General features: G+C 50.6%; 29 protein-coding genes. 14 read left to right on the top strand and 15 right to left on the bottom strand.

All coding sequences use genetic code 11. The features are described 5' to 3' along the window. Positions 1-38: 38 nt before the first annotated feature. Genes McpCs1_RS03225 through McpCs1_RS03215 form a run of 3 tightly spaced genes read right to left on the bottom strand, consistent with a single transcriptional unit; the run spans position 39 to position 1,858 of the window. The gene (locus McpCs1_RS03225) at positions 39-224 is read right to left on the bottom strand and encodes a hypothetical protein (RefSeq protein WP_338095820.1); all 186 of its coding nucleotides are present in this window, start codon (positions 222-224) and stop codon (positions 39-41) included. A 42-nt stretch (positions 225-266) separates the two neighbouring features. Continuing rightward, on the bottom strand, positions 267-728 hold the full coding sequence (ribC, locus tag McpCs1_RS03220) for a riboflavin synthase (protein ID WP_338095819.1): 462 nt from the start codon (positions 726-728) through the stop codon (positions 267-269). Next, positions 725-1,858: a pyridoxal-phosphate-dependent aminotransferase family protein gene (locus McpCs1_RS03215; RefSeq protein ID WP_338095818.1), complete on the bottom strand. Its 1,134-nt coding sequence runs from the start codon at positions 1,856-1,858 to the stop codon at positions 725-727. Before McpCs1_RS03215 ends, ribC begins: the two co-directional genes overlap by 4 nt. Positions 1,859-1,907: 49 nt before the next feature. On the opposite strand from McpCs1_RS03215, the gene McpCs1_RS03210 reads away from it, so the two are divergent. Then, positions 1,908-2,300 (top strand): 5-(carboxyamino)imidazole ribonucleotide mutase, encoded by a 393-nt coding sequence (locus tag McpCs1_RS03210; RefSeq protein WP_338095817.1) that lies wholly within the window; start codon positions 1,908-1,910, stop codon positions 2,298-2,300. A gap of 99 nt (positions 2,301-2,399) precedes the next feature. Here the strand turns inward: McpCs1_RS03210 and McpCs1_RS03205 are convergent, their stop codons facing one another. From McpCs1_RS03205 to McpCs1_RS03195, 3 genes are all read right to left on the bottom strand, one after another. Further along, complete coding sequence (locus McpCs1_RS03205) at positions 2,400-3,266, bottom strand: transporter substrate-binding domain-containing protein (protein WP_338095816.1); 867 nt, start codon at positions 3,264-3,266, stop codon at positions 2,400-2,402. 72 nt (positions 3,267-3,338) lie between these two features. Further along, positions 3,339-3,632, bottom strand: coding sequence for a ferredoxin-thioredoxin reductase catalytic domain-containing protein (locus McpCs1_RS03200; protein ID WP_338095815.1), 294 nt, complete (start codon positions 3,630-3,632; stop codon positions 3,339-3,341). Positions 3,633-3,782: 150 nt separating this feature from the next. Continuing rightward, a complete protein-coding gene (locus McpCs1_RS03195; protein ID WP_338095814.1) occupies positions 3,783-4,292 on the bottom strand; it encodes a peptide deformylase in 510 nt (169 codons plus the stop codon). 97 nt (positions 4,293-4,389) lie between these two features. On the opposite strand from McpCs1_RS03195, the gene McpCs1_RS03190 reads away from it, so the two are divergent. From McpCs1_RS03190 to McpCs1_RS03165, 6 genes are all read left to right on the top strand, one after another. Continuing rightward, on the top strand, positions 4,390-4,704 hold the full coding sequence (locus McpCs1_RS03190) for a YunC family protein (RefSeq protein WP_338095813.1): 315 nt from the start codon (positions 4,390-4,392) through the stop codon (positions 4,702-4,704). Between the two features lie 40 nt (positions 4,705-4,744). Next, positions 4,745-6,043 (top strand): PEGA domain-containing protein, encoded by a 1,299-nt coding sequence (locus tag McpCs1_RS03185; RefSeq protein ID WP_338095812.1) that lies wholly within the window; start codon positions 4,745-4,747, stop codon positions 6,041-6,043. Positions 6,044-6,158: 115 nt separating this feature from the next. Continuing rightward, on the top strand, positions 6,159-7,040 hold the full coding sequence (locus tag McpCs1_RS03180) for a PEGA domain-containing protein (RefSeq protein ID WP_338095811.1): 882 nt from the start codon (positions 6,159-6,161) through the stop codon (positions 7,038-7,040). Positions 7,041-7,374: 334 nt separating this feature from the next. After that, on the top strand, positions 7,375-9,006 hold the full coding sequence (gene tfrA / locus McpCs1_RS03175) for a fumarate reductase (CoM/CoB) subunit TfrA (protein WP_338095810.1): 1,632 nt from the start codon (positions 7,375-7,377) through the stop codon (positions 9,004-9,006). Continuing rightward, positions 9,003-10,460 (top strand): fumarate reductase (CoM/CoB) subunit TfrB, encoded by a 1,458-nt coding sequence (tfrB, locus tag McpCs1_RS03170; RefSeq protein ID WP_338095809.1) that lies wholly within the window; start codon positions 9,003-9,005, stop codon positions 10,458-10,460. Before tfrA ends, tfrB begins: the two co-directional genes overlap by 4 nt. 390 nt (positions 10,461-10,850) lie before the next feature. After that, positions 10,851-11,738 (top strand): SPL family radical SAM protein, encoded by an 888-nt coding sequence (locus McpCs1_RS03165; protein ID WP_338095808.1) that lies wholly within the window; start codon positions 10,851-10,853, stop codon positions 11,736-11,738. On the opposite strand, the gene McpCs1_RS03160 is transcribed toward McpCs1_RS03165, so the two are convergent. The 3 genes from McpCs1_RS03160 to McpCs1_RS03150 form a co-directional block, all read right to left on the bottom strand. Further along, complete coding sequence (locus McpCs1_RS03160) at positions 11,717-12,223, bottom strand: alpha/beta hydrolase (protein WP_338095807.1); 507 nt, start codon at positions 12,221-12,223, stop codon at positions 11,717-11,719. The two genes, McpCs1_RS03165 and McpCs1_RS03160, sit on opposite strands and share 22 nt — an antisense overlap. Before the next feature lie 2 nt (positions 12,224-12,225). Next, complete coding sequence (locus tag McpCs1_RS03155) at positions 12,226-12,384, bottom strand: hypothetical protein (protein WP_338095806.1); 159 nt, start codon at positions 12,382-12,384, stop codon at positions 12,226-12,228. 155 nt (positions 12,385-12,539) lie between these two features. Continuing rightward, a complete protein-coding gene (locus McpCs1_RS03150) occupies positions 12,540-13,037 on the bottom strand; it encodes a methylated-DNA--[protein]-cysteine S-methyltransferase (protein WP_338095805.1) in 498 nt (165 codons plus the stop codon). A gap of 384 nt (positions 13,038-13,421) precedes the next feature. On the opposite strand from McpCs1_RS03150, the gene lysS reads away from it, so the two are divergent. The 4 genes from lysS to McpCs1_RS03130 all read left to right on the top strand — a co-directional run bounded on the left by lysS (position 13,422) and on the right by McpCs1_RS03130 (position 17,509). Continuing rightward, positions 13,422-14,927: a lysine--tRNA ligase gene (lysS, locus tag McpCs1_RS03145; RefSeq protein WP_338095804.1), complete on the top strand. Its 1,506-nt coding sequence runs from the start codon at positions 13,422-13,424 to the stop codon at positions 14,925-14,927. 1 nt (position 14,928) lies between these two features. Continuing rightward, positions 14,929-15,933: a radical SAM protein gene (locus McpCs1_RS03140; protein WP_338095803.1), complete on the top strand. Its 1,005-nt coding sequence runs from the start codon at positions 14,929-14,931 to the stop codon at positions 15,931-15,933. Continuing rightward, positions 15,930-16,697, top strand: a complete 768-nt coding sequence (uppS, locus tag McpCs1_RS03135) for a polyprenyl diphosphate synthase (protein WP_338095802.1) — start codon at positions 15,930-15,932, stop codon at positions 16,695-16,697. The genes McpCs1_RS03140 and uppS overlap by 4 nt, the downstream gene beginning before the upstream one ends. A 248-nt stretch (positions 16,698-16,945) precedes the next feature. Continuing rightward, a complete protein-coding gene (locus McpCs1_RS03130) occupies positions 16,946-17,509 on the top strand; it encodes a hypothetical protein (protein ID WP_338095801.1) in 564 nt (187 codons plus the stop codon). Between the two features lies 1 nt (position 17,510). Here the strand turns inward: McpCs1_RS03130 and McpCs1_RS03125 are convergent, their stop codons facing one another. Continuing rightward, positions 17,511-18,119, bottom strand: coding sequence for a flavodoxin family protein (locus McpCs1_RS03125; protein ID WP_338095800.1), 609 nt, complete (start codon positions 18,117-18,119; stop codon positions 17,511-17,513). Between the two features lie 161 nt (positions 18,120-18,280). On the opposite strand from McpCs1_RS03125, the gene McpCs1_RS03120 reads away from it, so the two are divergent. Together McpCs1_RS03120 and McpCs1_RS03115 are read left to right on the top strand one after the other, a co-directional pair. Further along, on the top strand, positions 18,281-18,661 hold the full coding sequence (locus tag McpCs1_RS03120) for a carboxymuconolactone decarboxylase family protein (RefSeq protein WP_338095799.1): 381 nt from the start codon (positions 18,281-18,283) through the stop codon (positions 18,659-18,661). A gap of 56 nt (positions 18,662-18,717) precedes the next feature. Then, positions 18,718-19,488, top strand: coding sequence for an A24 family peptidase C-terminal domain-containing protein (locus McpCs1_RS03115; protein ID WP_338095798.1), 771 nt, complete (start codon positions 18,718-18,720; stop codon positions 19,486-19,488). A gap of 6 nt (positions 19,489-19,494) precedes the next feature. On the opposite strand, the gene McpCs1_RS03110 is transcribed toward McpCs1_RS03115, so the two are convergent. From McpCs1_RS03110 to McpCs1_RS03100, 3 genes are all read right to left on the bottom strand, one after another. Beyond that, complete coding sequence (locus tag McpCs1_RS03110) at positions 19,495-19,917, bottom strand: hypothetical protein (RefSeq protein ID WP_338095797.1); 423 nt, start codon at positions 19,915-19,917, stop codon at positions 19,495-19,497. A gap of 13 nt (positions 19,918-19,930) precedes the next feature. Next, positions 19,931-21,469 (bottom strand): cache domain-containing protein, encoded by a 1,539-nt coding sequence (locus McpCs1_RS03105; protein WP_338095796.1) that lies wholly within the window; start codon positions 21,467-21,469, stop codon positions 19,931-19,933. Positions 21,470-21,685: 216 nt separating this feature from the next. Then, the gene (locus McpCs1_RS03100) at positions 21,686-22,078 is read right to left on the bottom strand and encodes a DUF1848 family protein (protein WP_338095795.1); all 393 of its coding nucleotides are present in this window, start codon (positions 22,076-22,078) and stop codon (positions 21,686-21,688) included. Between the two features lie 15 nt (positions 22,079-22,093). Between McpCs1_RS03100 and McpCs1_RS03095 the strand changes: the two genes are divergently transcribed. After that, positions 22,094-22,255, top strand: coding sequence for a hypothetical protein (locus McpCs1_RS03095; RefSeq protein WP_338095794.1), 162 nt, complete (start codon positions 22,094-22,096; stop codon positions 22,253-22,255). A 5-nt stretch (positions 22,256-22,260) separates the two neighbouring features. Here the strand turns inward: McpCs1_RS03095 and McpCs1_RS03090 are convergent, their stop codons facing one another. Both McpCs1_RS03090 and McpCs1_RS03085 read right to left on the bottom strand, forming a co-directional pair. Continuing rightward, positions 22,261-22,689 (bottom strand): hypothetical protein, encoded by a 429-nt coding sequence (locus McpCs1_RS03090; protein WP_338095793.1) that lies wholly within the window; start codon positions 22,687-22,689, stop codon positions 22,261-22,263. A 13-nt stretch (positions 22,690-22,702) separates the two neighbouring features. Continuing rightward, a complete protein-coding gene (locus McpCs1_RS03085; protein WP_338095792.1) occupies positions 22,703-24,370 on the bottom strand; it encodes a hypothetical protein in 1,668 nt (555 codons plus the stop codon). Positions 24,371-24,419 lie beyond the last annotated feature (49 nt).

Genomic DNA, 24,419 nt, shown 5'->3' with positions numbered 1-24,419 from the left:
GGAGCTGCGAACGCAATAAAACAGAAAATGAAAAAAGATTAGTTGGTGTTCTTGCGGTACACATTCAGCCCGATCTTGACATCATGGTCAGGAACAATGGGTTGGTTTCCTTCGGATGAGGCAATGATGATCGATTTACCGGAGCCGGATACACCGAACTCTTTGGAGATGTCCACTTTGATAGTCAGAATGTTTCCGTCAAGTTTCATGTCAACGTTCTTCATATGAGTACCTCACAGGGAGATTATATAGTCTTTTCTGCTTGATTATTTTCGGGCGGGCCCGGCATCGGCAAAGCCCTGACGCTGACCGGTGCCGGAGAGTTTTGTCATTTCCTGCGGGCGGGTGAGCATGAGGACGACGTTGACCGCATGTTCGCGGGTCCGCTGCTCAAGCAGCCATGCAAGCTCGGCATCATTCTTTGCCTCGTCTTCATGGACGAACACTTCGATGATGTGGCGGTTCGTCATCAGCTGCGCCATCATGATTCCCTGCGATGCCTCGTGGGCGCAGACTTTGTCCTGATCTTTTCCTCCGGGCATCCCAAGTGCCATGACAATATCGCACTTTTCCTCTTCGATGAGTTTTTTTGCGGCGACCGGGAGATCTTTGACTCCCGGGACCGTTACCCGTACGATGCGGGCACTTGTGTGCCTCTTGAGCTCATCGATTGCAAAGGCGCCCATGTTGGCACGGGCGAACGTTGTGTCAGCAACACCAATGATCATGCGGACAGGACCTCGACTGCGGCGGTAAGACCGTCACCTTCGAGTTTGTATCCGGCCTTTTTGAACGACATCTGAACGGCTGCAACGGTTGCGAGAATTTCAGGGGTGTCGATGATTCCCATGTTGCCGATACGGAAGATCTTACCTTTCATCCGGTCCTGGCCGCCGGCAAACTCGATGCCCATCTTTTTGCATGCGCCGCGAATCTGAGAGTCGTCAACGCCTGCCGGGTAGAAGAATCCAGTGACGGTGTTCGAGGGTTTGTGCAGTGCGTCAACCTGCGGAACAAGGGAGAGTCCCCATGCCGAACCCGCGGCACGGACTGCGGCAGACATTTTGTGGTGGCGGGCGATACGGTTTTCAAGACCCTCTGCTTCGATATGCTTGCATGCCTCGCGGAGTGCGAGGAAGAGCGGGACTGCCGGAGTGGTCGGGGTCTCCATCGGGTTGCCGTCGGCAGACTTCTTTGCCTTCTGGAGATCAAGATAGAGCGGGCGTTTTTCAGAGAGCCGGTCCCATGCACGCTGTGAGACTGAGACTGCAGCAAGTCCTGCGGGGGCTGCAAGACACTTCTGGGAGCCGACAATTGCAATATCTGCGCCCCATTTGTCTGCCTCAACAACATCGCCGCCGATCGAGGTGATGGCGTCAAGGACGAAGAGTGCGTCATGTTTGCGGGCGAGTTTTCCAACTTCTTCAGCAGGGTTGAGGATTGCGGCAGAGGTTTCGTTGTGGACGAGGGTCACAACTTCTGCACCATTCTCAAGAGCCTCTTTGAGTCCTTCAAGGTTTAACGGGTGTCCCCACTCAGACTCGATCATGACTGCTTCGCCGTAGATGTCAGCGATCTGACCGAGTCGTTCGCCAAATTTTCCGTTGACGAGTGCCGCGACTTTTTTGCCTTTGGCAAAGCTGCCAATGGCTGCTTCCTGTCCTGCGGTGCCGGAGCCCGAGAGGACAAGGATGTCATTGGTGGTTCCAAAAACCGGTTTTAAGATGCGGACGATATCTGCGTAGCAGGCGCCGAACTCTTTGCTGCGGTGGTTGATGGCCTGCTTTGTCATGGAATTTCTGACGGACTCGGGCATCGGCACGGGTCCTGGCATCATGAGAAGTGTTTCGTTGTACATGGTATCAGGGATGTTTGTACATATATGTGAAGAGACAATACTTATACTAATGGCAGATGTTGCAGTTATTGCCGGATCAGCATCAGATCAGGCAATTATCGATAAAGTCACGGGCACTCTCGCGCAGTATAAGATCAGTTATGATATGCAGATTATCTCTGCTCACCGCGATGCAGATAAGCTGGACTCCTATGTGAAAGCGAGCGATGCGAAAATTTTCATCTGCATTGCCGGTATGTCTGCTGCGCTTCCGGGAGTTGTTGCGGCACGGACAGAAAAACCGGTGATCGGTGTTCCGGTTTCAGGAAAAATTGCCGGCGGACTTGATGCTCTGCTCTCGATTGCCCAGATGCCGAAGGGTGTGCCGGTAGCCTGCATGGCTGTCGATGGCGGCGAGAATGCAGCACATATGGCGCACAGAATTCTTGCGCTAATGCAGTAATCCTATCTCATTTTTTTCGAGCTTTGCTCTTTGATATTTCTGAAAATTTCAAATTCAAAAAAAAAAGAAGTTCTGCCGGTTGGCAGACTGCAACTCTGTTTATGGAGTAGTTGCCGTAGCGTTTGCGTCGCTTGTTGGGACAGCGGTAGTTTCCTCTTCTGTCGGCACAACGGCTACTTCGTCAGTGATGATGTACTTCTGGATGAGCTCGGTCCACTTGTCAGAAGCCATGAGCTTAGCAAGACCTACATCCATCGTCGCGCGAAGCTCGTTATCATCCTTGCGGACTGCAACGCCATAGAACTCTTCGGTCTCAATGACACCAACGAACTTCAGTTCAGGTTTGGATTTGATGTAGTCCTCAATGTTGACGTCATCGAAGATGACGGTCTGGACACGTCCCTGTTCAAGGGCAACCATCGACATCGGGAAGGTATCATAGAGCATGATCTTTCCGTCTTTTACCATCTGGTTGTAGGTTGCATCACCAAAGAAGTCCTGCATCCACTGGTCGGCAGAACAGCTGCGCTGCACACCAATTGTCAGCTCGCCGTTCTTGAACTGCTCAGTGGTGAACGTTGAACCGTTCTTTGCTGCGATACCCTGGTTCACCTGCCAGTACGGAATCGTGAAGTTCACTTTTTCCGCACGTTCCGGCGTAATGGTCATACCAGAGTAGACCATGTCAATCTTGCCGGTCTGCAGTGCCGGAATAATGCCGTCCCATGCGACAGCCTTAATCTCGACATTGAATCCCTGCTCTTCAGCGATCCACTTTACCGATTCGACATCAAAACCAATGAACTGACCATTATCGCCAAGGTAGGAGAACGGCGGATAGTCCGCGTCAATACCGACAATGTAGGTCTTTTTCTCGTCATCAGACGGCGTGGTCACACACCCTGCCATCAGGACTGCGAAAAGAAGGCAGAGACCTGCCACCCCATACAACACTTTTTTATCCATCCCAGTTACATGGGAGTTAATCAATATAAATTACTTACCGCACGGAAAAAAGATGGTTACTTCAGAGTGAAATTATTTCATGTAGAGATAACAGTGGCAGTGGCCGTCCTTTTCCATATCCTCATCGAGATCCCGACATGGACAGATGTAGTGTTTGTCGATTTCGGAATCACCGCTCGGGAGCCTGCAGGGACAGAAACGTTTTCCCCGCATGAGTTTGTTGCGGGCAAGTCCTTCCAGAACAGATTCGGTGATCGGATCATTGGGATTTAAGGTCCAGCCTTTCAGTTTGGCAAACTTTTCGGTGTCCGCACGGATTTTCGGGACAAGAGCTGCAATCTCTTCCTGGGTAGGAGCGGTCGTCATGAGAAGTAGTTCTGTTCTCACATATTATGTGTTTTTGGTTTGGGGACTTTGGCTCGCGAAAATTTTATCTGAAAAGGTAAATGAGGCGATGAGATGGCAGAATGAGATTTTAAAACGTGATTCACAGGCCGGAGGCATGCGATTCGCGTTTCAAATATCCATTTCAGTCCGGGTTTGGCTCGCGGCAATTTTATCCAGATCTTTTTGGATCAGTTTTCGCTGGACCGGCTTGAGATGGTCGATGAAGAGTTTTCCTTCATGATGATCCTTTTCATGGAGAAATGCCCGGGCAGAAACTCCTTTGAGTTCGCACTCAATGAGTTCGCCTGACTCATCCAGATATCTGACCGCAATTTTTCTCGGGCGGCGGACCGGACGCTGGATGCCCGGAACACAGGGGCTTCCTTCCGTCTCCTCAACGAGTGCTCCAACAGAGAGCACCTCAGGGTTTGCCCCGCGAATCACCACACCACCTGCATTTATCACAAACAGCCGCAGGGAAACACCAATCTGCGGAGCAGAAAGGCCCACGCACCGATTCGCGGCCATGGTGTCCCACATATCAGTTAAAATCTCCTGCACGTCCGGTGTCATCTCAGGCACCGTTTCTGCGGTGCCGGAAAGTACCGGATCGCCGTACTGCCGTATCTCCCGAATCATGGTATAGTATTTGGTCTGCATATCCCGATACATTTTGCGGACAACGAGGTCTCATGGACAACCCATTTAGAGTACCAGCGCAAGATACTATCATACTATGAACATCGAGTACCTCTCACCCGATCACGCCAAACTAACCGCGCCCAACTTCTCCGGTGACGCATACTGCGTAGAGTTCGGACCGGCAAACCTCATCTTCGCAAAAACATCAGAAGGATTTGTCGGCTGCGGATTCTTTGACCTCTCAGTCTTTGAAAAACTCGGCATCCCCGCAGCAAAAGTCACCGAAATCTCAACAATTGAAGATCTCCTCAGAAAAAATGTCACCGCAGCAACACCGGCCGCAATAAAACTGGGAGCAAAACCCGGAGTATCAGGAGAAGAAGCCTTAACGAAGCTTTTCTCCTGTTAACCAAAGATTATATCATTCATCCACACAATGGTAACATATTATGAGAATATCTCATCTTGTGTTGGTGTTGCTGATCGCAGCAGCATTATGCGTAATACCGGCTGCCGCCAATATCGGCGGCGACACCGCGACCATTTACGTCACATCCTCCCCATCAGGGGCGGACGTCTATGACTCAGGAACCTATGAGGGCACAACACCCTGTTACATCACCGTCTACACCACGGGAACACCGATCAGCCATGACATAACCGTCTCCAAAAACGGTTACTATGACTATCACCAGTATGTCGGCGACGTAACGAGCGGAGAGTACATCACCGTAAGCGCATACCTTACCCCGGTCGTGCAGAACGGCTACCTTGACATCTCCTCCTCACCGTCCGGAGCAAACGCCTATGTGGATGGAAATTACAAAGGGACAACTCCGCTTACCGTATCGGTTGACTCAGGATCCCACTCGGTCCGCCTCGAAAAACCCGGATACAACACCTTCTACGGAACCTACTCGGTATCAAACGGCCAGACCACTTATGTGTCCGCAACTCTTGGAAGTGCAGTCAGCTACGGCTACATTAACGTTCAGTCCTCCCCGAGCGGCGCAAACATCTATGTCGACGGAAACTACTATGACACAACACCCGCCGTCATCACCGTCACCTCAGGAACCTCGCACAACGTGAAACTCGTCCTCTCAGGATACAATGTCTACACCCAGACCGTAAGTGTGGGTGCAGGCAGCACGGCATACATGAACGTGAACATGGTATCAAGCTCTGACGCTTACCTCAGAATCACCTCAACACCTGCCGGAGCCGCAGTCTATGTGGACGGAAGCTACATGGGCAACACCGCTTACTCCTCGGGTTCATCAGTTAGCTACCTGAATGTCGGCCCGCTCTCTGCAGGAACCCACTCGATTATGCTGAAGAAGGACGGTTACAACACCTACACCTCCTCAGTAACCCTCTCACCGAACGAGGTTCGGACGCTGAGCATCACTCTTGTGCAGAGCTCACCGACCCCGTCAGGCTATGCAGCACTGAGCATGGACTCAACTCCGTCGGGTGCTGAAGTGTATGTGGATAATGTATTCCGCGGATACACACCGCTCTATCTTTCCGATATCTCGGAAGGACGCCACACACTGCTTCTGCAGCTCAGCGGATACAATGACTGGACCGAGTATGTGAACTTCGCCGCTGGACAGACCGTAACGATGGACGTTCCGCTCACCACTGCGGTTGTGCCAACCCCGTCACAGTCGTCGTTCCCGATTCTTGCATTCGCAGGAGTGATCGGTCTTGCGGCAGCCCTTGTCCTCCGCCGGACAAACTAATTTTTTTCTTTTTTTTGAAACGCGATTCGTGCTATTCGCGTTTCAAAATCTCACGCACGAAAATTTTTCAGACGATCGACACCTTAACATCCAGACGACGCCTATTCAATCACATATGAAAAAAATAATTCCATTTCTGATAATCCTTATAGCAACAATCTGCATAGCCCCGGTACTTGCAGACGAAGCAGGATACATCTCGGTCACCACAAATCCGACCGGCGGTCAGGTCTACATCGACAACAAGTATGTGATGGACTCGCCCGGAACAGCGATGGTCCAGCCGGGGGGACATCTGGTCACCATCCAGTCATCCGAGTACTTCCCCTGGTCTGATATGGTGTACGTGAACTCGGGAGAGACCACCTATGTTGATGCAGTGATGCACTTTTACAAGTCGCCCGGCTCAATTGGTGTAACATCCACCATGCCCGAAGTCGATGTCTACATCGATGACATGTACTATGCGAGCGTGAAGTCAGGAACCGTAACCATTCCCAATCTCTCTCCGACAACTCATGAAGTCCGCGTGGTAAAGGCAGGCTATCATGATTTTGTCACTTCAGTTGAGGTCATCTCCGACAAAATTGTCGGCGTCTACTCAGACCAGACAAAGGACACACGTCTTGCAGGAATCCGTGTCGGCTCAGACCCAGCAGGAGCTGTGGTGTTTTTGGACAATGACTACATAGGAACCACACCGTCAGGAAACGACTGGCTGCAGATCTCAGAAGTGCTGCCGGGAACCCGCACGCTGAGTTTCTACAAAGACGGCTATGAGGTGTATGAAGTCTCGAATGTCTACAAAGCAGGAGATGTCACCGATGTCCGCGCAAAGCTTGTCCTGATCCCAGTAGAGACTGCAACCGCAACTGAACTCCCGACAAAAACGGCGTCTCCAACTGAAACTGTTCCGCCCGCACCAACCAAAAGCCCTGCACCGATTGCAGCACTGGTAATCCTCGGAGCGGCAGCAGTTCTCCTGAGACGACCGTAAATTCATGAAAAGACAGCTGAGTAATCTCAGCTGTCCTCCTCTTTTAACCGCCTGAAAAAATATGAAACGCGAATAACGCGAATAAAAAAATCGCCAATGGCGATTTTTCACACACAAAATTGCATTTGTTTCTCGAACGAAAAAAAAAATGTCAAACAATAAGTAATATTAGTAATATCTCAAAAATCACCATTGGCAATTATTTTATTCGCGCTATTCGCGTTATTCGCGTTTCAAATTTACCGTGAACAACTCAGAAATAATACTACAAACCCGCAGCTATACAGGAATTTATCTCCTGCGGCCTACTATAAATAACTGAAGAGGGGAAACCATGGGAATCGAAAACAGAAGCGACTGCCACGTGCTCGTCATCGGGTCTGGCGGTGCAGGAATCCGTGCCGCAGTCGATGCGTCCGCATCCGGCGACACCATCATCGTATCAAAAACCATCACCGGCAAAGGCGGCTGCACGGTCATGGCCGAAGGCGGTTACAACGCGGTAATGAGAAACGCAGACTCGGTTACCACGCATTACGAAGACACACTCAAAGGCGGAGCGTTCCTCAACGACCCCGCCCTCGTAGAAATACTCGCACGCGAATCTCCTGACCGGATCCGCGACCTGTTTACTTGGGGAGCGGTCTTTGATCTCACCTGCGACAACGAAGTAGCCCAGCGGCCGTTCGGCGGCCAGCGGTTTCCCCGTACCTGTTACGCAGGAGATCACACCGGTCATGAAATCGTCATGACTCTGCTTGAAAAACTCCGCGGTTCACCGGTTGAGATACGCGACGAGCTGACGGTCATTGATCTGCTAAAGAACGGCAGCGAAGTTGCCGGTGCAATCACCTGCGACCGCGAAGGAGAACTGGGAATCATCACTGCCGACGCGGTCGTTCTTGCGACCGGAGGAGCGGGACAGGTGTATGACACCACAACCAACTCCACCGCCGGAACCGGCGACGGCTACGCGCTCGGTTACCGGGCCGGAGCTGAACTCATCGACATGGAACAGGTTCAGTTCCACCCGACCGGAGCAGTTTATCCCTACGACACCCGCGGCCGCCTCATCACCGAAGCGGTCAGAGGCGAAGGAGGAGTTCTCAAAAACTCCGCTGGCGAGCGGTTCATGGAGAAGTACGATCCCGCACGAATGGAGCTATCGACCCGCGACGTTGTCGCCCGATCGATCGCGACTGAAGTTCTCGAAGGACGCGGCACCGAACACGGAGGCGTCTGGCTCGACGTGACCCATCTGCCAAAAGAGCAGATCGAAGTGAGACTGCCCCTGATGCTTGAGCAGTTCCTCAAGTTCGGCACCGACATCAGAACCGAACCAATGGAGGTCGCACCAACCGCCCACCATTTCATGGGCGGACTGCGCATCACGCCTGATGCCGCCACCACACTGCCGCGTCTCTTCGCCGCAGGCGAAGTGACCGGCGGCGTTCACGGAGGAAACCGGCTCGGCGGCAACGCACTCGCAGACACCCAGGTGTTCGGCAGGCGGGCGGGAGTCTCAGCAGGTGCTGCCGAGGTCTCGGCAAAGCATCGAATCGACGTTGATCAGATCACTGCAGCCGAGAAAAAAATTGCCGCACTTTACCAAGGAACAGCCGCATCGGCTGACGTTCGGAGAACCATGAAGATGTTGATGTGGAACAATGTCGGTATCTACCGGAACGAACTCGACCTCAAAGTTGCCGAACGCGATATTGCAAAACTCCGGGCAACTCCATTGAAGATCAACTCACCGCGGGAAATTGCGGACGCGGTCATCACCGAGAACATGCTGCTCGTCTCCTCGATGATCATCGATGGAGCTCTGTTGCGCCGCGAGTCGAGAGGTGCCCACACGCGAACCGACATCAAGACGCCGTGGACGAATGAGACCTCGCCCTTCGGCCACACCTTCTTCTCGCCGGAAAGATCAGGCATCGAGATTCTGGAGGGACGGCTGTGAAAGTCCGCATCAACCGATTTGATCCGAACGTCGACGCTGCTCCCCATGTTGAAGAGTACGAGGTTCACGTCGAAAAGGGTGCCCGCGTACTGAATGTGCTTGACGAAGTTCGCGACAGACTTGATCCAACGCTTGGTTACCGGCACTGCTGCCGCGGCGGACAGTGTGGATCGTGTTCCGTCCGCGTCAACGGCGAGCCGGTACTTGCCTGCATGGAAGAGGCACGCGAGGGCGATCTGATCGAGCCGCTCGAGCTTCCCCGCATCCGTGATCTCATCACCGATATTGCACCGGTCATGGCACAGATTGCCTGGCTGAATCCGGGAACAGGAACCGGAGCCGAAGCTCCGACCTGCGGAGGCGAGTGCGGCATCTCGCAAGAAGCGGTTGAAGAGATCAAACCGCTTCGCGAGTGCATTGAGTGCTACAGCTGCATCTCCTCCTGTCCGGCGTTTGCGACGTCAGAGTATGCCGGCCCTACCGTGATGCGGCAGGAACAGCGGCTGAATCTCGACCCCCGCGATGACGCCGACAGAATTACTGAAGCAATCAACAAAGGTCTGTTTGCCTGCACGACCTGCCACAAATGTGTTGAGGTCTGTCCAAAAGAGATCGAGATCCCGAGAAAAGCGGTGGAAAAACTCCGGGCCGAGGCGGCAAAGCGCGGCCTTTCTCTGCCGGCACATAAGGCGCTCGCAAAACTTGTTGAGGACACCGGTCGCTCAGTCGAGCGAAAAGAGACGCCGTTCCTCGAACGCGTGCCCGAGATCATCGAGCCGTACGGAGAAGTACGGGCAACGGTTGGATTTTTCGTCGGCTGTATGTTCAACGGTCGGGTTATTCAGCCTGCACTTGATGCGATGGAGATCCTCCGCCTCAACGGCATCCGGGTCATTATCCCGAAAGATCAGGTCTGCTGCGGCTCGCCGCTTCTTCGAACCGGACTTTCAGGATTTGTTCCCGAACTGCAGAAACGCAACATCGATGCATTTGTGAAGACCGGCGTCGACACCGTGCTTACAATGTGTGCCGGTTGCGGTTCAACGCTGAAGAACGATTACGACACACCGTTCCGCGTGGCAGACATCACCGAGTATCTCGTGGAGATAGGTTTTGTTCCGCCGAAAAAAGTTGAAGGAACTTACACCTATCATGATCCCTGCCATCTTCTCCGCGGTCAGGGCATCAGCGAACAGCCGCGGGAGCTGCTGGAGTCGGTCGCCGAAAAGTTTGTGGATATGCAGGCACGCTGCTGTGGTGCGGGCGGCGGGGTAAAGTCCGGACGGCCTGAAGAGGCTGCGGCGATTGGTGCGGTGCGGGCCGAGATGGTGAAGGAGACGGGAGCAGATTATATTGTGACGGTCTGTCCGTTCTGCGAGTTCCATCTGCATCAGGTTACAGGGCTGCCGGTGAAAAATATCGCGACGCTGATGCTTGAAGGATATAGAAAATAATTTTTTTTAGATTGGTTGAGGGAAAACAAGGCGTAATTTGCCTTGTTTTAGAGAGGGCCTATGGCTGAGGGTGCATGACATCATCATGTATTGATCCAGAGGCAAAAACTCTGTCATTTTGGTTGAAAACTCGGTTGGAATTTTTGTTGTGTACGGCTTTTTAGCGAGACCTATATAAAGGAATAGAGGCTCTTTTGATGGTGGGTAGGGTAATTCATCGTCTGAAAAACAGGGCTCTCAGGAAAGATGTTGGTTGAATGAACCATTTGAGGCAAATATGAGGTTATTTTTGCACATCCCTGAGCCATTTGTCGTTTTACTCATCGATTGGGGTATTCTTCATCGGAAAATGCCATATGCCAACAGAACCAAACTATCATCCAATCATCCATGCAGACGATTCCCGCAAAAACCATCCTCTCCGCATACCGCGAAAACGGATGGTTCGCGACCAATTACACCGCAAACCTCTACCGCGGTTGTTCCCACAACTGTATCTACTGCGACAGCAGAAGCGAGTGCTACGGAATCGATGACTTTGCAACCGTCCGGGCAAAAGATCGGGCTCTTGCAATCCTTGAACAAGAGTTGCCTGCAAGGAAAAAGAAAGGAGCGATCATTACCGGAGCGATGAGCGATCCCTACAATTCACTCGAAAAAACCCTGGAACTCACCCGCGGATTTCTCCGACTCTGTGACAGATATCACTTCGGCGTCGTCGCCCTCACCAAATCCGATCTCGTCAGCCGCGACATCGACCTCTTTGCCGCAGTCGGAGAACACTCTCCCGCAGCAGTAAACATCACCATCACCGCCGCAAGCGACGAAGTCGCCAAAATCATCGAACCGCATGCCTCTTCCTCCTCGGATCGCTTCGCAGCAATCGAAAAACTTTCCGCGAAAAATATTTTGTGCGGAGTAATCCTTCTCCCAACCCTCCCGTTCATCACCGACACCAGAGAAAATATCACCGAGATCGTGAAACGTGCCGCAGACGCGGGAGCTGCATGGGTTTACGCAGAAAAAAATTTCGCCGTCTCGCTGCGTGACCGGCAGCGAACCTACTTCTACGAACGACTCGACGAACATTTTCCCGGGACTCGCGAGCGATACGAAAAAACCTACGGAGAATCCTACTGGTGCGGCTCAAGAGAGCCGGCACTTCAGGAAACATTTGTTCGCAGTTGTGAGAAATGCGGCGTCCTCTTCAGACACGAAGAGATCGATGCAAAAATTTTGGGAAAGAAAAAAGATGTTCAGTCAAAACTTTTCTGCTGAACTTCGGTGATCGAAAGCTCCCACACGAGTTGTGACACGGAAATTTCCTCGCGGCAGTTTTCAATCACGAGATTATTTTCATTTGCGAACAGAATCATTCCGGCAAACTCGTCTGCCGTGCAGAGAAGATGCTGCTCGGGATGGGTTCCTCGTCTGATATCGCAACGCATCTCAATTTTTTCCGCAGCAGAGACAACGTACGAAATCCGGCGACTTGCCGGATGACTCTTTCCAAGAGCAATCACCGGCAGGTGATGGGTTGCTACCATCTCCAGAAGATACAGCGCCGGAACGACTTCGCCGCCTTCGGGAGCGGAAACAACAATCAGATCGTTAGGATATACTCCCTGCACCAGCTCTTCGGTATCGGTTTCAATAATCAGCGGAAATTTTTCCGTTGCGCGGGCAACAAGCAAAAAGGAAGAGCGTCCTCTGATGAGGACAGGGTCACCTCCGGTAAACGGAATCCGGATCGTTCTTGGCATTCTCAGATCTCGGTAACGTTCTCGGACTGGCATGACGGGCACATGGGATGTTTGCCTAAGCCGGTAAACGTCTGGCCGCAATCATTGCACCGATACTTTTTCCCTCTGCCTTTGAGAGGGTCGTTGAGGTCGATCTCAATTGGTCCGCCTGCGGAACACATACTGAAACATCGACGCTGAAAGAGATAAGGATTATTATGGTGATTATTTCTGAGCCGCCCACGGAAAATCGGAAGACATGGAATAGGCACGGAAAAAAACATCACGTCTGCTCCGTGATGTTTTTCCGTGGGAGACAGAACGTAATAGACAAAATCTACCCTGACTTCTCCAGATCCAGCAGCTTCTGTTTCATTGCAAGTCCGCCGCGGTATCCGGTCAGCTGCCCGTTTTTTCCGATAACACGATGACAGGGGATCAGAATTGGAATCGGATTTTTGTTGTTTGCCAGTCCCACTGCCCGGGCAGCGTTCTTTTTGCCGACCCGGCATGCAATCTCCTGATAACTCACGGTCGTCCCGCAGGGAATTTTCTGCAGCTCGGCCCAGACGCTTTGCATAAACTCGGTTCCTTTCGGTGCGAGAGGGACGGTGAACGGATGTTTTCCTCCGGCAAAGTATCCGCCAAGCTGTTTTGCGGCGCGTTTGAGAACCGGCGTCTCCCACAAATCCGCGTCTACCGGAGCGGGGGTTCCGGGAAACCAGAGATTGGTGATGAATCCATCCTCTTCCGCCATGCCGATTTTCCCGATAGGTGTCTGGTAATAGTACATGCGGCGCATAATTACACCATGACCGTGAAGCGGTTTAAGCATTATGGGTACTGGAGATGTTGTCCATAAATTCGTTTATTGGCAACCAACGTTCGTTGTAGCTCCGCCCACGGAAAAACGGAACACACGGAAATTTCACAGAAAAACATCACGGAGCAGACGTGAACAACACGGAAATTGAAAAAACAATCGAAAATTATTTTGTGAGAGTACGAAAATACTTTTTTTTCGAATGAGAATTCCGTGATGTTCACGTCTGCTCCGTGATGTTTTTTTTCTGTGAAAATTCCGTGTGTTCCGTTTTTCCGTGGGCGGCTCAGAAATAAAGACCCGAACCCAATGAGGAAGAGAGTCAGTGCAATCAAGAGATATATCTTAATTGAGATCACATAAATATCAATTATATATCCACAGGAGTACAAAAGCGTGAATGAAAAAATCCACTGGGCCGACGCCAGAGCCGCCGGCGTTCCGGCCGACAAACACCAGCTGATCGCCACAGGAATCACTCCTTCCGGACCGATTCACCTTGGAAACATGCGTGAAATCATGACCGGAGACATGATCTTCAAGGCACTGAAAAGCCGTAGTGTTGACGCAGAACTCGTCTATGTGGCAGATGACTTCGATCCACTCCGCAAAGTATACCCATTCCTCCCCGCCTCCTACGAAAAATATATCGGATGGCCGGTCTCAGACATCCCCTGTCCGTGCGGCAAACACAAAAGCTACGCAGAACACTTCCTTGACCCGTTCCTCTCCGCAATTCAGGAGCTTGATATTCATCCCCGCATTATTCGGACAAGCGAAGCCTACCGTTCCGGCATGTTCACCGAACAGATCAGACTCGCCCTCGTTCATGCAGAAGAGATCAAAGAGATCCTTGAGAGAGTCTCCGGCAGAAAACTTGAGGAAGGCTGGACCCCGTACTATCCGATCTGCGGAGAGTGCGGAGTCATCTCGCGGGCAACCATCCTTTCGCATGACGCAGAAAAACACACCGTGGCGTATAGATGTTCCTGCGGTCACGAAGGAGTCTCCGACTACTCCAAAGGCGAAGGAAAACTTGTCTGGCGTGTTGACTGGCCGATGCGCTGGTCAGTCTACGGCGTAACCATCGAACCCTTCGGAAAAGATCACGCCTCACCCGGAGGATCGTACGACACCGGCAAGTACATCACCAAAGATATCTACGGCTACAATGCCCCAATGCCGGTCACATATGAATGGATCAGCCTCAAAGGACGCGGCGAGATGCACTCATCCAAAGGAGTCGTTCTCACCATCCGCGACATGCTGGAAATCGTCCCGCCGGAAGTTCTCCGCTTCCTGATTGCAAAAACAAAACCTGATAAGACGATTGAGTTCGATCCGGGAATGGGCCTGCTCAGACTCATCGACGAGTACGACCGTGCCGCAGCAGCAGGCGAGTCACGCGAGTATCAACTCTCAAAAATTGCGTCTCCCCAGACAACCATTCCGTTCCGCCACATGGTCGCAGTCGTGCAGATTGCTCAGACTGATGACGCGATCTTTGACATCCTCAAACGCAGCGGCTACGCAATTGTGGACGAGCACGCAGTGATGGACCAGGCAGATCGTGCGAAGAGATGGCTCGAGATGTATGCGCCAGAAGATGTGAAGTTTGCAATTCAGCAGACTCTTCCGGAAGTCGCGGCAGCAGAACCTGCAAATGTCAAGGCAGCAGTTGCAGCCTATGCAGCAGCAGTTGCCGCAGGCGAGTGGAAAGCAGACGTCCTGCACAACGCAGTCTATGACGCAGCAACCGCCGCAGGCATTACCGGCAAGGAACTGTTCACCGCAGTTTACCGTGCATTCCTCGGAGCCGACCGAGGGCCCCGCCTCGGCTGGTTCCTGGAAGCAATGGGTCGCGAGGCAACACTTGCCCGGTTAAAAGAGATGGCCGCGTAATATGGCAAAGGACAAACTTCCGAAAAATCTCAGCGAGGGGTGCCGACTCTGTTATCAGGGAGCGAAGCTGGTGCTGTTCATCACCGGAAAATGCGACCGCGACTGCTGGTACTGCCCACTCTCTGAGGAACGTAAAAATGTGGATGTTATTTTTGCGAACGATCAGAAGATAACAACGCCTGAGGAAGCAATTCCTGAAGCAGAAGTGATGGACGCGCTTGGTACCGGAGTTACCGGCGGCGAGCCGCTGCTCGAACTCGACCGCGTGGTCGAGTTCTGTACGTATCTGAAAAATCATTTCGGCCCTGACCACCACATTCACCTCTACACCGGCCATGCCCCAACCCTTGAGGAGCTCGCAGCCCTGCGGCCCTGTGTTGATGAGATTCGGATGCATCCTCCGCACGAGGAGTGGGCCGGCATTATGACCTCCAAGTTCCCGGAGTCTATTGCGAATGCAAAGAAGATGGGATTTTGTGTGGGAATTGAGGTTCCGTCGCTTGCGGGACTTCGCCACTTTTTCCCGCTTCTTGACAGTCTGGACTTTTTCAACATCAACCAGCTCGAGTGGGGAGACAGCTGTGCTGAAGCGATGCGGGCGAGAAAACTTGAGCCGGAAAACCCTCTCTGCAATGCAATCAAGGGTTCGACGAAATGGGCGGGCGAGATCAACGGTCATCCGAAGGTTCACTACTGTACCTCGACGTTCAAGGACTCGGTTCAGCTTCGCGAACGGCTGAAACGGATTGCGATGAACTCGGCACGGCCGTTTGATATGATCACGGATGACGGCACCGTGATGTACGGCTCGATGAATCCGGGAAATGATCTGGAGATGATCCTTCCCTGTCTGAAGGCCGGCAGCTACTATGAGGAGATGACTGATGGAACAATCGAGCTCGACTGGCAGCAGATGCGCAAAATTCCCCGCAAGTTTGGCGGCGAGCGAAAGATTATCGAGCGGTATCCGAACGACGGGATGATTGTTGAGGTGATCCCGCAGTGAGTATCCGGTCGGTTGCCGAAGCGGTGTATGCGAAGAGGCTGCGCGGAAAGCTTTCGCATATCCCAAGTCACGTCGCTATAATTCAGGACGGCAACCGAAGGTTTGCAAAATCGCGGGGAATGGATACCGGTTACGGCCACCGTCTCGGCGCTGATACGAGCGAGAAGGTGCTTGACTGGATGGGCGAGCTCGGCATCCGTCACGTAACATTTTTTGCGTTTTCAACGGAAAATTTCCGAAGGCCTGAAGAGGAGAAGGTTGAGCTTCACCAGCTGTTCATGGATACGTTTTCAAAACTCATGACTGACGAGAGGGTCTATCGAAACGAGATCAATGTAACGATGATCGGGGATAGGTCGCTCCTTGACGATGAGCTTCTGCAAATAATTGAGGAGACGGAAGTTGCAACGAAAGATCATTCCAGATTTTTTGTGCATATTGCCATCGCCTACGGCGGAAGAAATGAGATTGTGGCAACCGCGAAAAAAATTGTGGCTGCTGTGCGGGACGGAAGTATTCCCGTGAGTCAGATTACTCCTGAACTCGTGACAAAAAATATGTATCAGGGTATTTCCATGCCGCCTGTTGATCTGATCATTCGCACGGCAAATGATCGCCGGACTTCGAATTTTCTTCCCTGGATGGCGAACGGCAATGAGGCGGCGGTCTGTTTCTGTACGCCGACCTGGCCCGAGTTCCGGTACGTGGATATGCTTCGGGCGCTGCGGGTTTATGATGAGCGGATGAGTGAATTGTCCGCATAATATTAAACTCCCAACGACAATACTTTGATATGGCAAGATGGCGGACTGTTTTTCTGGCGGTAATGATTGTTTGTGTTATCTGTTCTGCGGGATGTATCGGAACAGATGATCAGTTGAATCAAACGAACCTCAGCACTCAAGTGAGTGAACCCATTGTTTTGAAAACCTACGGAGAAACTCCGGATGGAGAGATGTTTAATGCTTTGTATAAATGGCAGAGTAATCTCACGCCAAAAATTCAGGCATATATGAACGATACCCTGTACCCAAACGGATCCGTTCTTGGTTGGTGTGCAGGCTACTACCATCCTCTGAAAAACCAGACGGTGATGATGTTTGTGAGCGAGAATATGACAGGTGCTCAGATGGACGAGATATATGCAGTGTGGAACTCCTCGGCAACTGAGGAGGGGGTGGCGAGTGAAGCCGGCATTCCGATGGCATTTATTCAGATATCAGTACCTGAAGAGGATGCCCAGATTCAGATAATAATTCTGAATCCAGCAGAAGGAGCATTCTGGTACAGTGACGTTGTTCCGCACGGAATAAGAATTGGTGCACTTGTCCTCAGTAATTCCGGAGTAGACGAATTTTATGTGAAGGACGTCTTAAATCCGAAAAACTGGGATGAGACGGTGACGGTCAAAGTTCCAATCACTGCCGGATGGTATGGATCAGACTCCATTTATCTCTTTGATGACAATAATATTTCTCTCACCCTCTATGCAGTGGACAATGCGGGAAATACTGCAGAGAAAACGGTGAACTTCACGATTCGAACAGGAGTTCCGCCGCCGGGATGGGAAATATAATTTACTCCCCATCCCGCATTTTTACGATGCGTTCTCCGAGAGCCTTTCCCTTCTCGTACGCTTCTGCGAGAAGCTCGGGTTTTTTGTCGACGTTTAGAATGGTATCCATATCGTTCTGCAGCAGCTCGTCAGCGTATTTCGCATCCACAATTGCGCAGAATGCTTTTGTCGTAAGGATCGGGCCGGTAAAAATATCAGGATCCTTCATTCCTCCGATGCAGATGAAGAGTGTTCTGCGGATTTTCACATGTTCGGGTGTGATGAACGGCTGTTTGCGGTAGTATTTTGCCATGTAAAACGGCTGGCACCGGTCCATAAATGATTTCAGTGCGCCTGGAACTCCGTAGGTCATCACCGGCGTTGCAATAATAATACCGTCTGCCTGCCTGAGTTTCCGGTAGGCATCCTTCATGCCGTCCTCAATCGCACACGTCGGTTCCACCATGCAAGAGTAGGTCTGATTGCAGGGGCCTGCATTCACATGGGCAACATTGATCCGCTCAACCGTACAGCCGGCGTCCTCAACTCCATTGATCGCCTGGGTTAGGAGTTTGTCGGTATTTCCTCCGATGAGATTGCTCCCGAACAGCGCCAGCACTTTTTTTGTCATTACTGGTGTATTTGGTCGGATGAGTATAAAAAAATCTGGAATACGGAAAAAAATATTTCCCGGAGTTTGCATCATGATTGCTGAGAGAATCATGGAAAAATTGCCACCACCTAAAAGGCTAATATCAAAACATGCAGATATATGAAATAGGTGAGACTATCATGACCGAACCAAAAATACCCTGCGGCGGCCACAACTACAAAGCTGGCGACATGAAACAACTTGAGGAAAATATCGGCCACGTTCCGGTCTTCTTCCGCGATCTCGCAAAGTCGGACCCTGCAATGCACGAGGCGGTCCTGAAGCTTGACAACTACATCTGGTCTGACGGCGCACTCTCGCGTAAACAGAAAAAACTGATGGCAATTGCAATTGCCGCATCAATGCGCGATGATCACGCATTGCACGCACAACTTCAGGGAGCAAAACACCTCGGTGTCACCATGGCCGAAGTGGAAGAAGCCCTTCGGGTTACCTTCATGCTTGCCGGCATGCCGTCCTATGTCTACGGCAAAACCGAAGCAGCAGAGATCTTCAAATAATTTCTATTTTTTAATGCCGCTAAATTTCAAATTCTTTCACATCCAACTATTGCATAATGTATGAACTCCTGCCTCTTGCCGTCTCCGCGATCGCGGTTCTCGTAACATTTCTCTACGCATCATGGCAGGACATCAAAACCCGTACCGTACTGACTAACACCTGGTACCCTGCGGCAGTCATCGGAGGAATTTCTGTCACATACTTCTGGTATCAGCAGTATCTCCAGCCCTCAAATGTGGCAGTAATTGTTTTTGCAATTTCCATAATCGTCTGTGTCATGATGTGGATGTTTGCAAGAGCAGGTATGTTCGGCTGGGCTGATGCAAAAGCGATGATTCTCCTCGCAGCAACAGTCCCCATCACACCGTTTGCCGCATGGATTGTTCCTTCCCTCGCCCTCTCAACTCTTCTGAACGCAAGCGTCATTGCGCTACTGGTACCGCTTGCGCTTCTCATACAAAATATTCTCCGCAAAGAAAAAGCCCCGTTCTGGCTGATGTGCTCAGGTATGCAGGTTCCAGGCGACACAATCACGAAACACTTCGGATTTGTCGCTGAAGAGATCACAGACGGTGATCCGATCACGAGAGAGTTCCTCCCTGCATCAAGCTCTATTCGTGCCCTGAAAAAAAATTCCGCTCTTTCGATTCGCAACCTCCGCGAATGTCCAGAAGAGTATGCAAGCGAACTCGACCTCTACCGGCGTGCGGGGGCCGTCTGGATCACCTACGGCGTTCCATTCATGATTCCAATCACTATCGGCTACATCCTCGCACTCTTCGGATTCAGTCTGGGTGATGCAATCCTGATGGTAGTGTTCGGATAAAAAAATTTACGAGAACTGCAATCTCGTGTAATGAATAATAGCAGACGTCCCATCCGCAAACCTTGCATTGATCACAATAAACTTTGAACCGGTAACTCCCTCGGCAATATCTTTGCAAAGAACCGGAGTTCCGATAGCAATCGGTTTTGTCATGCTGCGTCCGGAAACTCCATCGATGGAAACCTCAATCGAGGAAATTTTTTGCCTGAACGAATTTGCAAGGAGTGTAATCATCACATCATCACCCTGCAGATGCACCGTTATCACCGCATTTTTCTCTACATTCTCAACGATCGGGGCCGTTGCCATCATTCCTGTAAATACCATTCCGCCAATGATACTTATTACAAGAAGGATGACAATCAGCAGAGACGAAACTCCGCAATGCCTTGCAGACTGCATTTCATAGATATCTGTGTACATTTCCATATTTTTTTCCTCCTCAGGTTGAAGGGTGGGAATCACCAACCCGTACTCCGGTTCCTATATACCAGGTGTCGTCAACCGGCTCAATATAGATCAGGTAAACTCCCGTATCAGTATCATAATACGTGAATCCTCCGCCGGACTTTGCGAGAATCACAAACTCCCTGCCAATAGATCCGCCATGGTACGAGACCATCGAGAACGTATTTTCACCAATCTCATACGGAAGAATATCCGAGGTTGTGAGCAGAGTGCCGTTATACCAGGCCGCAAACATCGAGGAGTTATTTGTCTGGAAAGCACCGGACGGATTCATTAGCTCCTCAAGCGTTTTTTCCATCCCATGTTCGTTCAGGTACTTCCTCGCATTCTCCAGATTCTTATGCAGCTCATCTCTGGTTTCAACACTATACGTGAACAGGGTATCGGTTACCGGTATAGAAGCACCGACAAACCAGGTGTCATCAACCGACTGTACATAGCAGAGATCAAATGTGGCCATGTGATCAGAGTACGGAATTGGAGTATAATAATGCGTAAAGCCTCCTCCCTGCGAGGCACGGCTGATCATGCTGATAATTGGATTGGTTGCACTGTATGCCTCCCGATAATTCAATCGTTGTTCTCCGATCATATGCGGAAGGGTGGAGTGAGCAAGCACTGTTCCGTTCATGTCATAGGCAAACGTGAGAACTCCTTTCTCCGCGAACAGACCATTTGGATCATTAATTTCTGTAAAGGTCTGCTCTTTTGAGTGGGATCCTGCATATAGGTACATGGACCTCACAATATCCTGCAGGTACACATCCGTCATATTTTCTGGAAGCACAACTTCCGGGTTGACATAATGGTAGTTTATCAGAACCACGCGGAACGGTGCGCCGCCAATTTCTACGGTCCTCCACACAGCCTGTTTTTCAAGAACAGTAGTGTCATAGCCAAGCACCCGGTACCTGTATGAGGTTTCTCCTTCGGATTTTTCCAGAATCGGCAGCATTTCAGGTCTGAACTCGTCAAACAGATGAGACGTCTGGATGTTGTGTCCGATCAGGTCAGAGTTGGGATGCCACAGGACGGTGCCGTCAGGACGGGCTATCCACACATCGTAGCGTTCGCAGGAATCTGCTGAACACAGAGACACGCGATTGGTCAGGATTTCCGGGGACTGACCAAGACAGATGTATCCGTCGTACACGCCGTCCACAGTATACACCGGCAGAATGAGACACATCACCTCTCCGTAGGCCTGGGTGTAAACAGGGCCTTCAAGTCTCAGATCAGTGGCATTGGAAAATGACGATTCCATGATCGCCTGAAGTTCGGGATTATTGAGAGCATCATTCATACTCGTGTATGGTACAGTTACAATGACATCGCCAGAAGCGTTCGCCCGATAAACTCCGGGACCGTCAGGATACTTCCAATAAAGTTCATACAAAATGTCGGTGATATTTTTTTCATCCTCAACACCGGTAAGTGCAGCTGCAGTGTGCTGCATATCTGCATCGATTTCTTTGGTTTGGTTCGCTATGAACTCATGAAGTGCGTCTTCCATTTCCCGCATCTCATCAGAAATATTGGTCGTTGGTGTGGTACTGTCTGGCCAGCAGCATACTGTAAAAACACCCACTGCAATAATACATACTGCAAAAACACCAGACAGGAATAACCAACGTTTATTCATCACAAATAATAATTTAAGCCGAGTATATATATAGATTATCATAAAATATTTTGTATTATTATCAATATCTAGGACAATTGTTTTTAATCATTTGAACAACAGCTTTGTCTGATAATCATGAGATTTTAGTGTATTTTGATCACATACAAGCTCATTTTTATCAGTAAGTCCTGAGATAAGCAGTGAGAGAGGATAGTGTGATGTTGTCACATTGTCGCCTGAGGCATAACAGTAGTGGCATTCTTTCCGGCAGGCAGGGTAGCCGCCAATGTCAACACTTTCCACGCAGTTGCATGAAATTCGCTGGTTGTGATCTTTTTTAAGGGAAAGTGCGAGACCGCACAAATATTTGTCAATGCAGGATGAGGGAGTGATGTCGGTTCCGGGAAACACGACCACAAAATCCTTCGGATTTGTTGCCGAAGAGATCACAGACGGCGACAAAATCACGAGAAAGTTCCTCCCTGCATCAAGCTCCATCCGCAACCTCCGCGAATGTCTGGAAGAGCACACAAAAGAACTCAACCTTCACTGAAGATCAGGCAGAGTCTGGATCATCACGACACCCCGTTCATGATTCCAATCACTATCGGCCACATTCTTGGGCCCTTCTGGATTCAAGATGGCTGGCGCAGTGCTGATGAGATAATCGGATAAAAAAATTAGGAGAACTGAAATTTCGTGTAGTGAATAACTGTGGATGATCCATCCGTAAACACCGCATTGATCACAACAAACTTTGAGCCGGTAACTCCCACTGCAATATTTTTGAAGAGAAACGGAGTTCCGAGAGTGACCGGGTGTATCCTTCTACTATCAGGAACCTCATCGATAGAGATCTCAATAGAAGTAATTTCCTTTTCAAACGAACTGGAAAGAATCATCACCTCGATATCATCACCATACAGATGCACGATTACCGCAGCATTTTTTTCCACATTTTCAACGATCCTGTCCATCGCCATTATCCCTGCAAACACCAGTCCGCCAATAATGCCGATAATTAGAATGATGCCAATCAGCAGAGGAAAAAACCCGGAATGTCTGGCAGACCGCGTATCATAGTTGTTTGCATATACACATGATTCCATATTTTTTTCCTCCTCAGGCTGAAGGGTGGGAATCACCTATCCGTACTCCGGTTCCCATATACCAGGTGTCATCAACCGGCTCGATATAGATCAGATAAACTCCCGTCTCAGTATCATAATACGTGAACCCTCCACCGGACTTTGCGAGAATCACAAACTCCCTGCCAACAGATCCGCCATGATATGAGATCACCGAGAATGAGTTCTCACCAACCGAGCCTGGAAAAATATCCGATGCAGCGAGTATAGTTCCATTGTAATTTGCCGCGAACACTGAGACATTATCTGTCCGGAAGACACCGGACGGGGCCATCAGCTCCTCAAGTGTCTGCTCCTTTCCATGCTCGTTCAGATACTTTCTCGCATACTCCAAATTTTTATGCAGTTCGGCTCTGAATTCAGAATTATACGTGAACAGGGTATCGGTTACCGGAATGGAGGCGCCGACAAACCAGGTGTCATCCACCGGCAGAACATAACTGAGATCAAAGGTTGCCATGTTATCTGAGTACGGAAGAGACGCATAGTAATGCGTAAACCCGCCTCCCTGCGACGCACGGCTGATCATGCCGACAACCGGATGGGTTGCGCCGTATGCCCCCAGATAATTCAGCCGCTGTTCACCTATCATATGCGGAAGGGTGGAGTGGGCAAGCACTGTTCCATTCATGTCATAGGCAAACGTGAGAACTCCTTTCTCCGTGAACGGACCGTTCGGATCGTTGATTGCGGCAAAGGTCTGCTCTTTTGAGTGGGATCCGGCATACTGATACATGGACCTCACAACATTCTGCAGATACACAGTCGTCATATTTTCCGGAAACACAATGTCTGGTTCGGCATACTGATAGTTCACCAGAACCACACAGGACGGCATGTCACTGACCATCACGGTCTTCCACACAGCCTGTTTTTCAAGAATGGTGGTGTCATAGCCAAGCACCCGGTACCTGTATGAGGTTTCTCCCTCGGGATTTTCCAGAATTGGCAGCATCTCTTTTCTGAACTCATCAAACAGACGGGATGTCCGGATGTTTTTTCCGATAAGATCCGAGTTGGGATGCCAGAGGATTGTGCCGTCAGGACGGGTTATCCATACATCGTAGCGTTCGTTGGAACCTGTTGAGTACGGGAACACATAATCAGCCAAAATTCCCGGGGTTTGACCAAGACAGATGTATCCGTCGTAGACGCCGTCCGCAGTATATACCGGAAGAACGAAGCAGAGCACCTCACCGTAAGACTGGGTGTAGATAGGTCCTTCAAGTCTCAGATCAGTGGCATTGGAAAACGACTTTTCTGTGATCGCCTGAATCTCGGGATTATTAAGAACATCATTCATGCTCGCGTACGGTACAGTTGCGACGACTCCGCCTGAGGCGTTCACCAAATAAACTCCGGGGCCGTCAGGATGCTCCCAGTAGAGTTCGTACAAAATATCGGTGATATTTTTTTTATCTGTAACGCCGGTAAGTGCTGATGCGGTGCGGTGCATATCAGAGTTGTACCCTTCCGTCCGGTTCACCATAAAGTTATGAAGGGTGTTCGCCACCTCCCTCATCTCATCAGAGACGTTCGTTATCGGAGCAGGACTGTCTGACCAGTGGTATGCTGCAAAAACACCTAAAGCAACAATGCCTACTGCAAGAATACCAGACAGGAGTAACCATTGTTTATTCATAGTACTTTATGATTTAAACCGATAATTTAAATACATTGTCACAAAATAT

Source organism: Methanorbis rubei (assembly GCF_032714495.1).
Classification (GTDB): domain Archaea; phylum Halobacteriota; class Methanomicrobia; order Methanomicrobiales; family Methanocorpusculaceae; genus Methanocorpusculum; species Methanocorpusculum rubei.
This window is presented reverse-complemented; position numbering and strand designations above follow the sequence as displayed.

What these genes read in the sequence shown, in the direction of transcription:
- McpCs1_RS03225 (WP_338095820.1), bottom strand. Translation starts at nt 224, where the DNA reads ATGAAGAACGTTGACATGAAACTTGACGGAAACATTCTGACTATCAAA.
- ribC (WP_338095819.1), bottom strand. Translation starts at nt 728, where the DNA reads ATGATCATTGGTGTTGCTGACACAACGTTCGCCCGTGCCAACATGGGC.
- McpCs1_RS03215 (WP_338095818.1), bottom strand. Translation starts at nt 1,858, where the DNA reads ATGTACAACGAAACACTTCTCATGATGCCAGGACCCGTGCCGATGCCC.
- McpCs1_RS03210 (WP_338095817.1), top strand. Translation starts at nt 1,908, where the DNA reads ATGGCAGATGTTGCAGTTATTGCCGGATCAGCATCAGATCAGGCAATT.
- McpCs1_RS03205 (WP_338095816.1), bottom strand. Translation starts at nt 3,266, where the DNA reads ATGGATAAAAAAGTGTTGTATGGGGTGGCAGGTCTCTGCCTTCTTTTC.
- McpCs1_RS03200 (WP_338095815.1), bottom strand. Translation starts at nt 3,632, where the DNA reads ATGACGACCGCTCCTACCCAGGAAGAGATTGCAGCTCTTGTCCCGAAA.
- McpCs1_RS03195 (WP_338095814.1), bottom strand. Translation starts at nt 4,292, where the DNA reads ATGATTCGGGAGATACGGCAGTACGGCGATCCGGTACTTTCCGGCACC.
- McpCs1_RS03190 (WP_338095813.1), top strand. Translation starts at nt 4,390, where the DNA reads ATGAACATCGAGTACCTCTCACCCGATCACGCCAAACTAACCGCGCCC.
- McpCs1_RS03185 (WP_338095812.1), top strand. Translation starts at nt 4,745, where the DNA reads ATGAGAATATCTCATCTTGTGTTGGTGTTGCTGATCGCAGCAGCATTA.
- McpCs1_RS03180 (WP_338095811.1), top strand. Translation starts at nt 6,159, where the DNA reads ATGAAAAAAATAATTCCATTTCTGATAATCCTTATAGCAACAATCTGC.
- tfrA (WP_338095810.1), top strand. Translation starts at nt 7,375, where the DNA reads ATGGGAATCGAAAACAGAAGCGACTGCCACGTGCTCGTCATCGGGTCT.
- McpCs1_RS03165 (WP_338095808.1), top strand. Translation starts at nt 10,851, where the DNA reads ATGCAGACGATTCCCGCAAAAACCATCCTCTCCGCATACCGCGAAAAC.
- McpCs1_RS03160 (WP_338095807.1), bottom strand. Translation starts at nt 12,223, where the DNA reads ATGCCAAGAACGATCCGGATTCCGTTTACCGGAGGTGACCCTGTCCTC.
- McpCs1_RS03155 (WP_338095806.1), bottom strand. Translation starts at nt 12,384, where the DNA reads ATGTGTTCCGCAGGCGGACCAATTGAGATCGACCTCAACGACCCTCTC.
- McpCs1_RS03150 (WP_338095805.1), bottom strand. Translation starts at nt 13,037, where the DNA reads ATGCTTAAACCGCTTCACGGTCATGGTGTAATTATGCGCCGCATGTAC.
- McpCs1_RS03140 (WP_338095803.1), top strand. Translation starts at nt 14,929, where the DNA reads ATGGCAAAGGACAAACTTCCGAAAAATCTCAGCGAGGGGTGCCGACTC.
- McpCs1_RS03130 (WP_338095801.1), top strand. Translation starts at nt 16,946, where the DNA reads ATGAACGATACCCTGTACCCAAACGGATCCGTTCTTGGTTGGTGTGCA.
- McpCs1_RS03125 (WP_338095800.1), bottom strand. Translation starts at nt 18,119, where the DNA reads ATGACAAAAAAAGTGCTGGCGCTGTTCGGGAGCAATCTCATCGGAGGA.
- McpCs1_RS03120 (WP_338095799.1), top strand. Translation starts at nt 18,281, where the DNA reads ATGACCGAACCAAAAATACCCTGCGGCGGCCACAACTACAAAGCTGGC.
- McpCs1_RS03115 (WP_338095798.1), top strand. Translation starts at nt 18,718, where the DNA reads ATGTATGAACTCCTGCCTCTTGCCGTCTCCGCGATCGCGGTTCTCGTA.
- McpCs1_RS03110 (WP_338095797.1), bottom strand. Translation starts at nt 19,917, where the DNA reads ATGGAAATGTACACAGATATCTATGAAATGCAGTCTGCAAGGCATTGC.
- McpCs1_RS03105 (WP_338095796.1), bottom strand. Translation starts at nt 21,469, where the DNA reads ATGGAAGACGCACTTCATGAGTTCATAGCGAACCAAACCAAAGAAATC.
- McpCs1_RS03100 (WP_338095795.1), bottom strand. Translation starts at nt 22,078, where the DNA reads ATGGAGCTTGATGCAGGGAGGAACTTTCTCGTGATTTTGTCGCCGTCT.
- McpCs1_RS03095 (WP_338095794.1), top strand. Translation starts at nt 22,094, where the DNA reads ATGTCTGGAAGAGCACACAAAAGAACTCAACCTTCACTGAAGATCAGG.
- McpCs1_RS03090 (WP_338095793.1), bottom strand. Translation starts at nt 22,689, where the DNA reads ATGGAATCATGTGTATATGCAAACAACTATGATACGCGGTCTGCCAGA.
- McpCs1_RS03085 (WP_338095792.1), bottom strand. Translation starts at nt 24,370, where the DNA reads ATGAATAAACAATGGTTACTCCTGTCTGGTATTCTTGCAGTAGGCATT.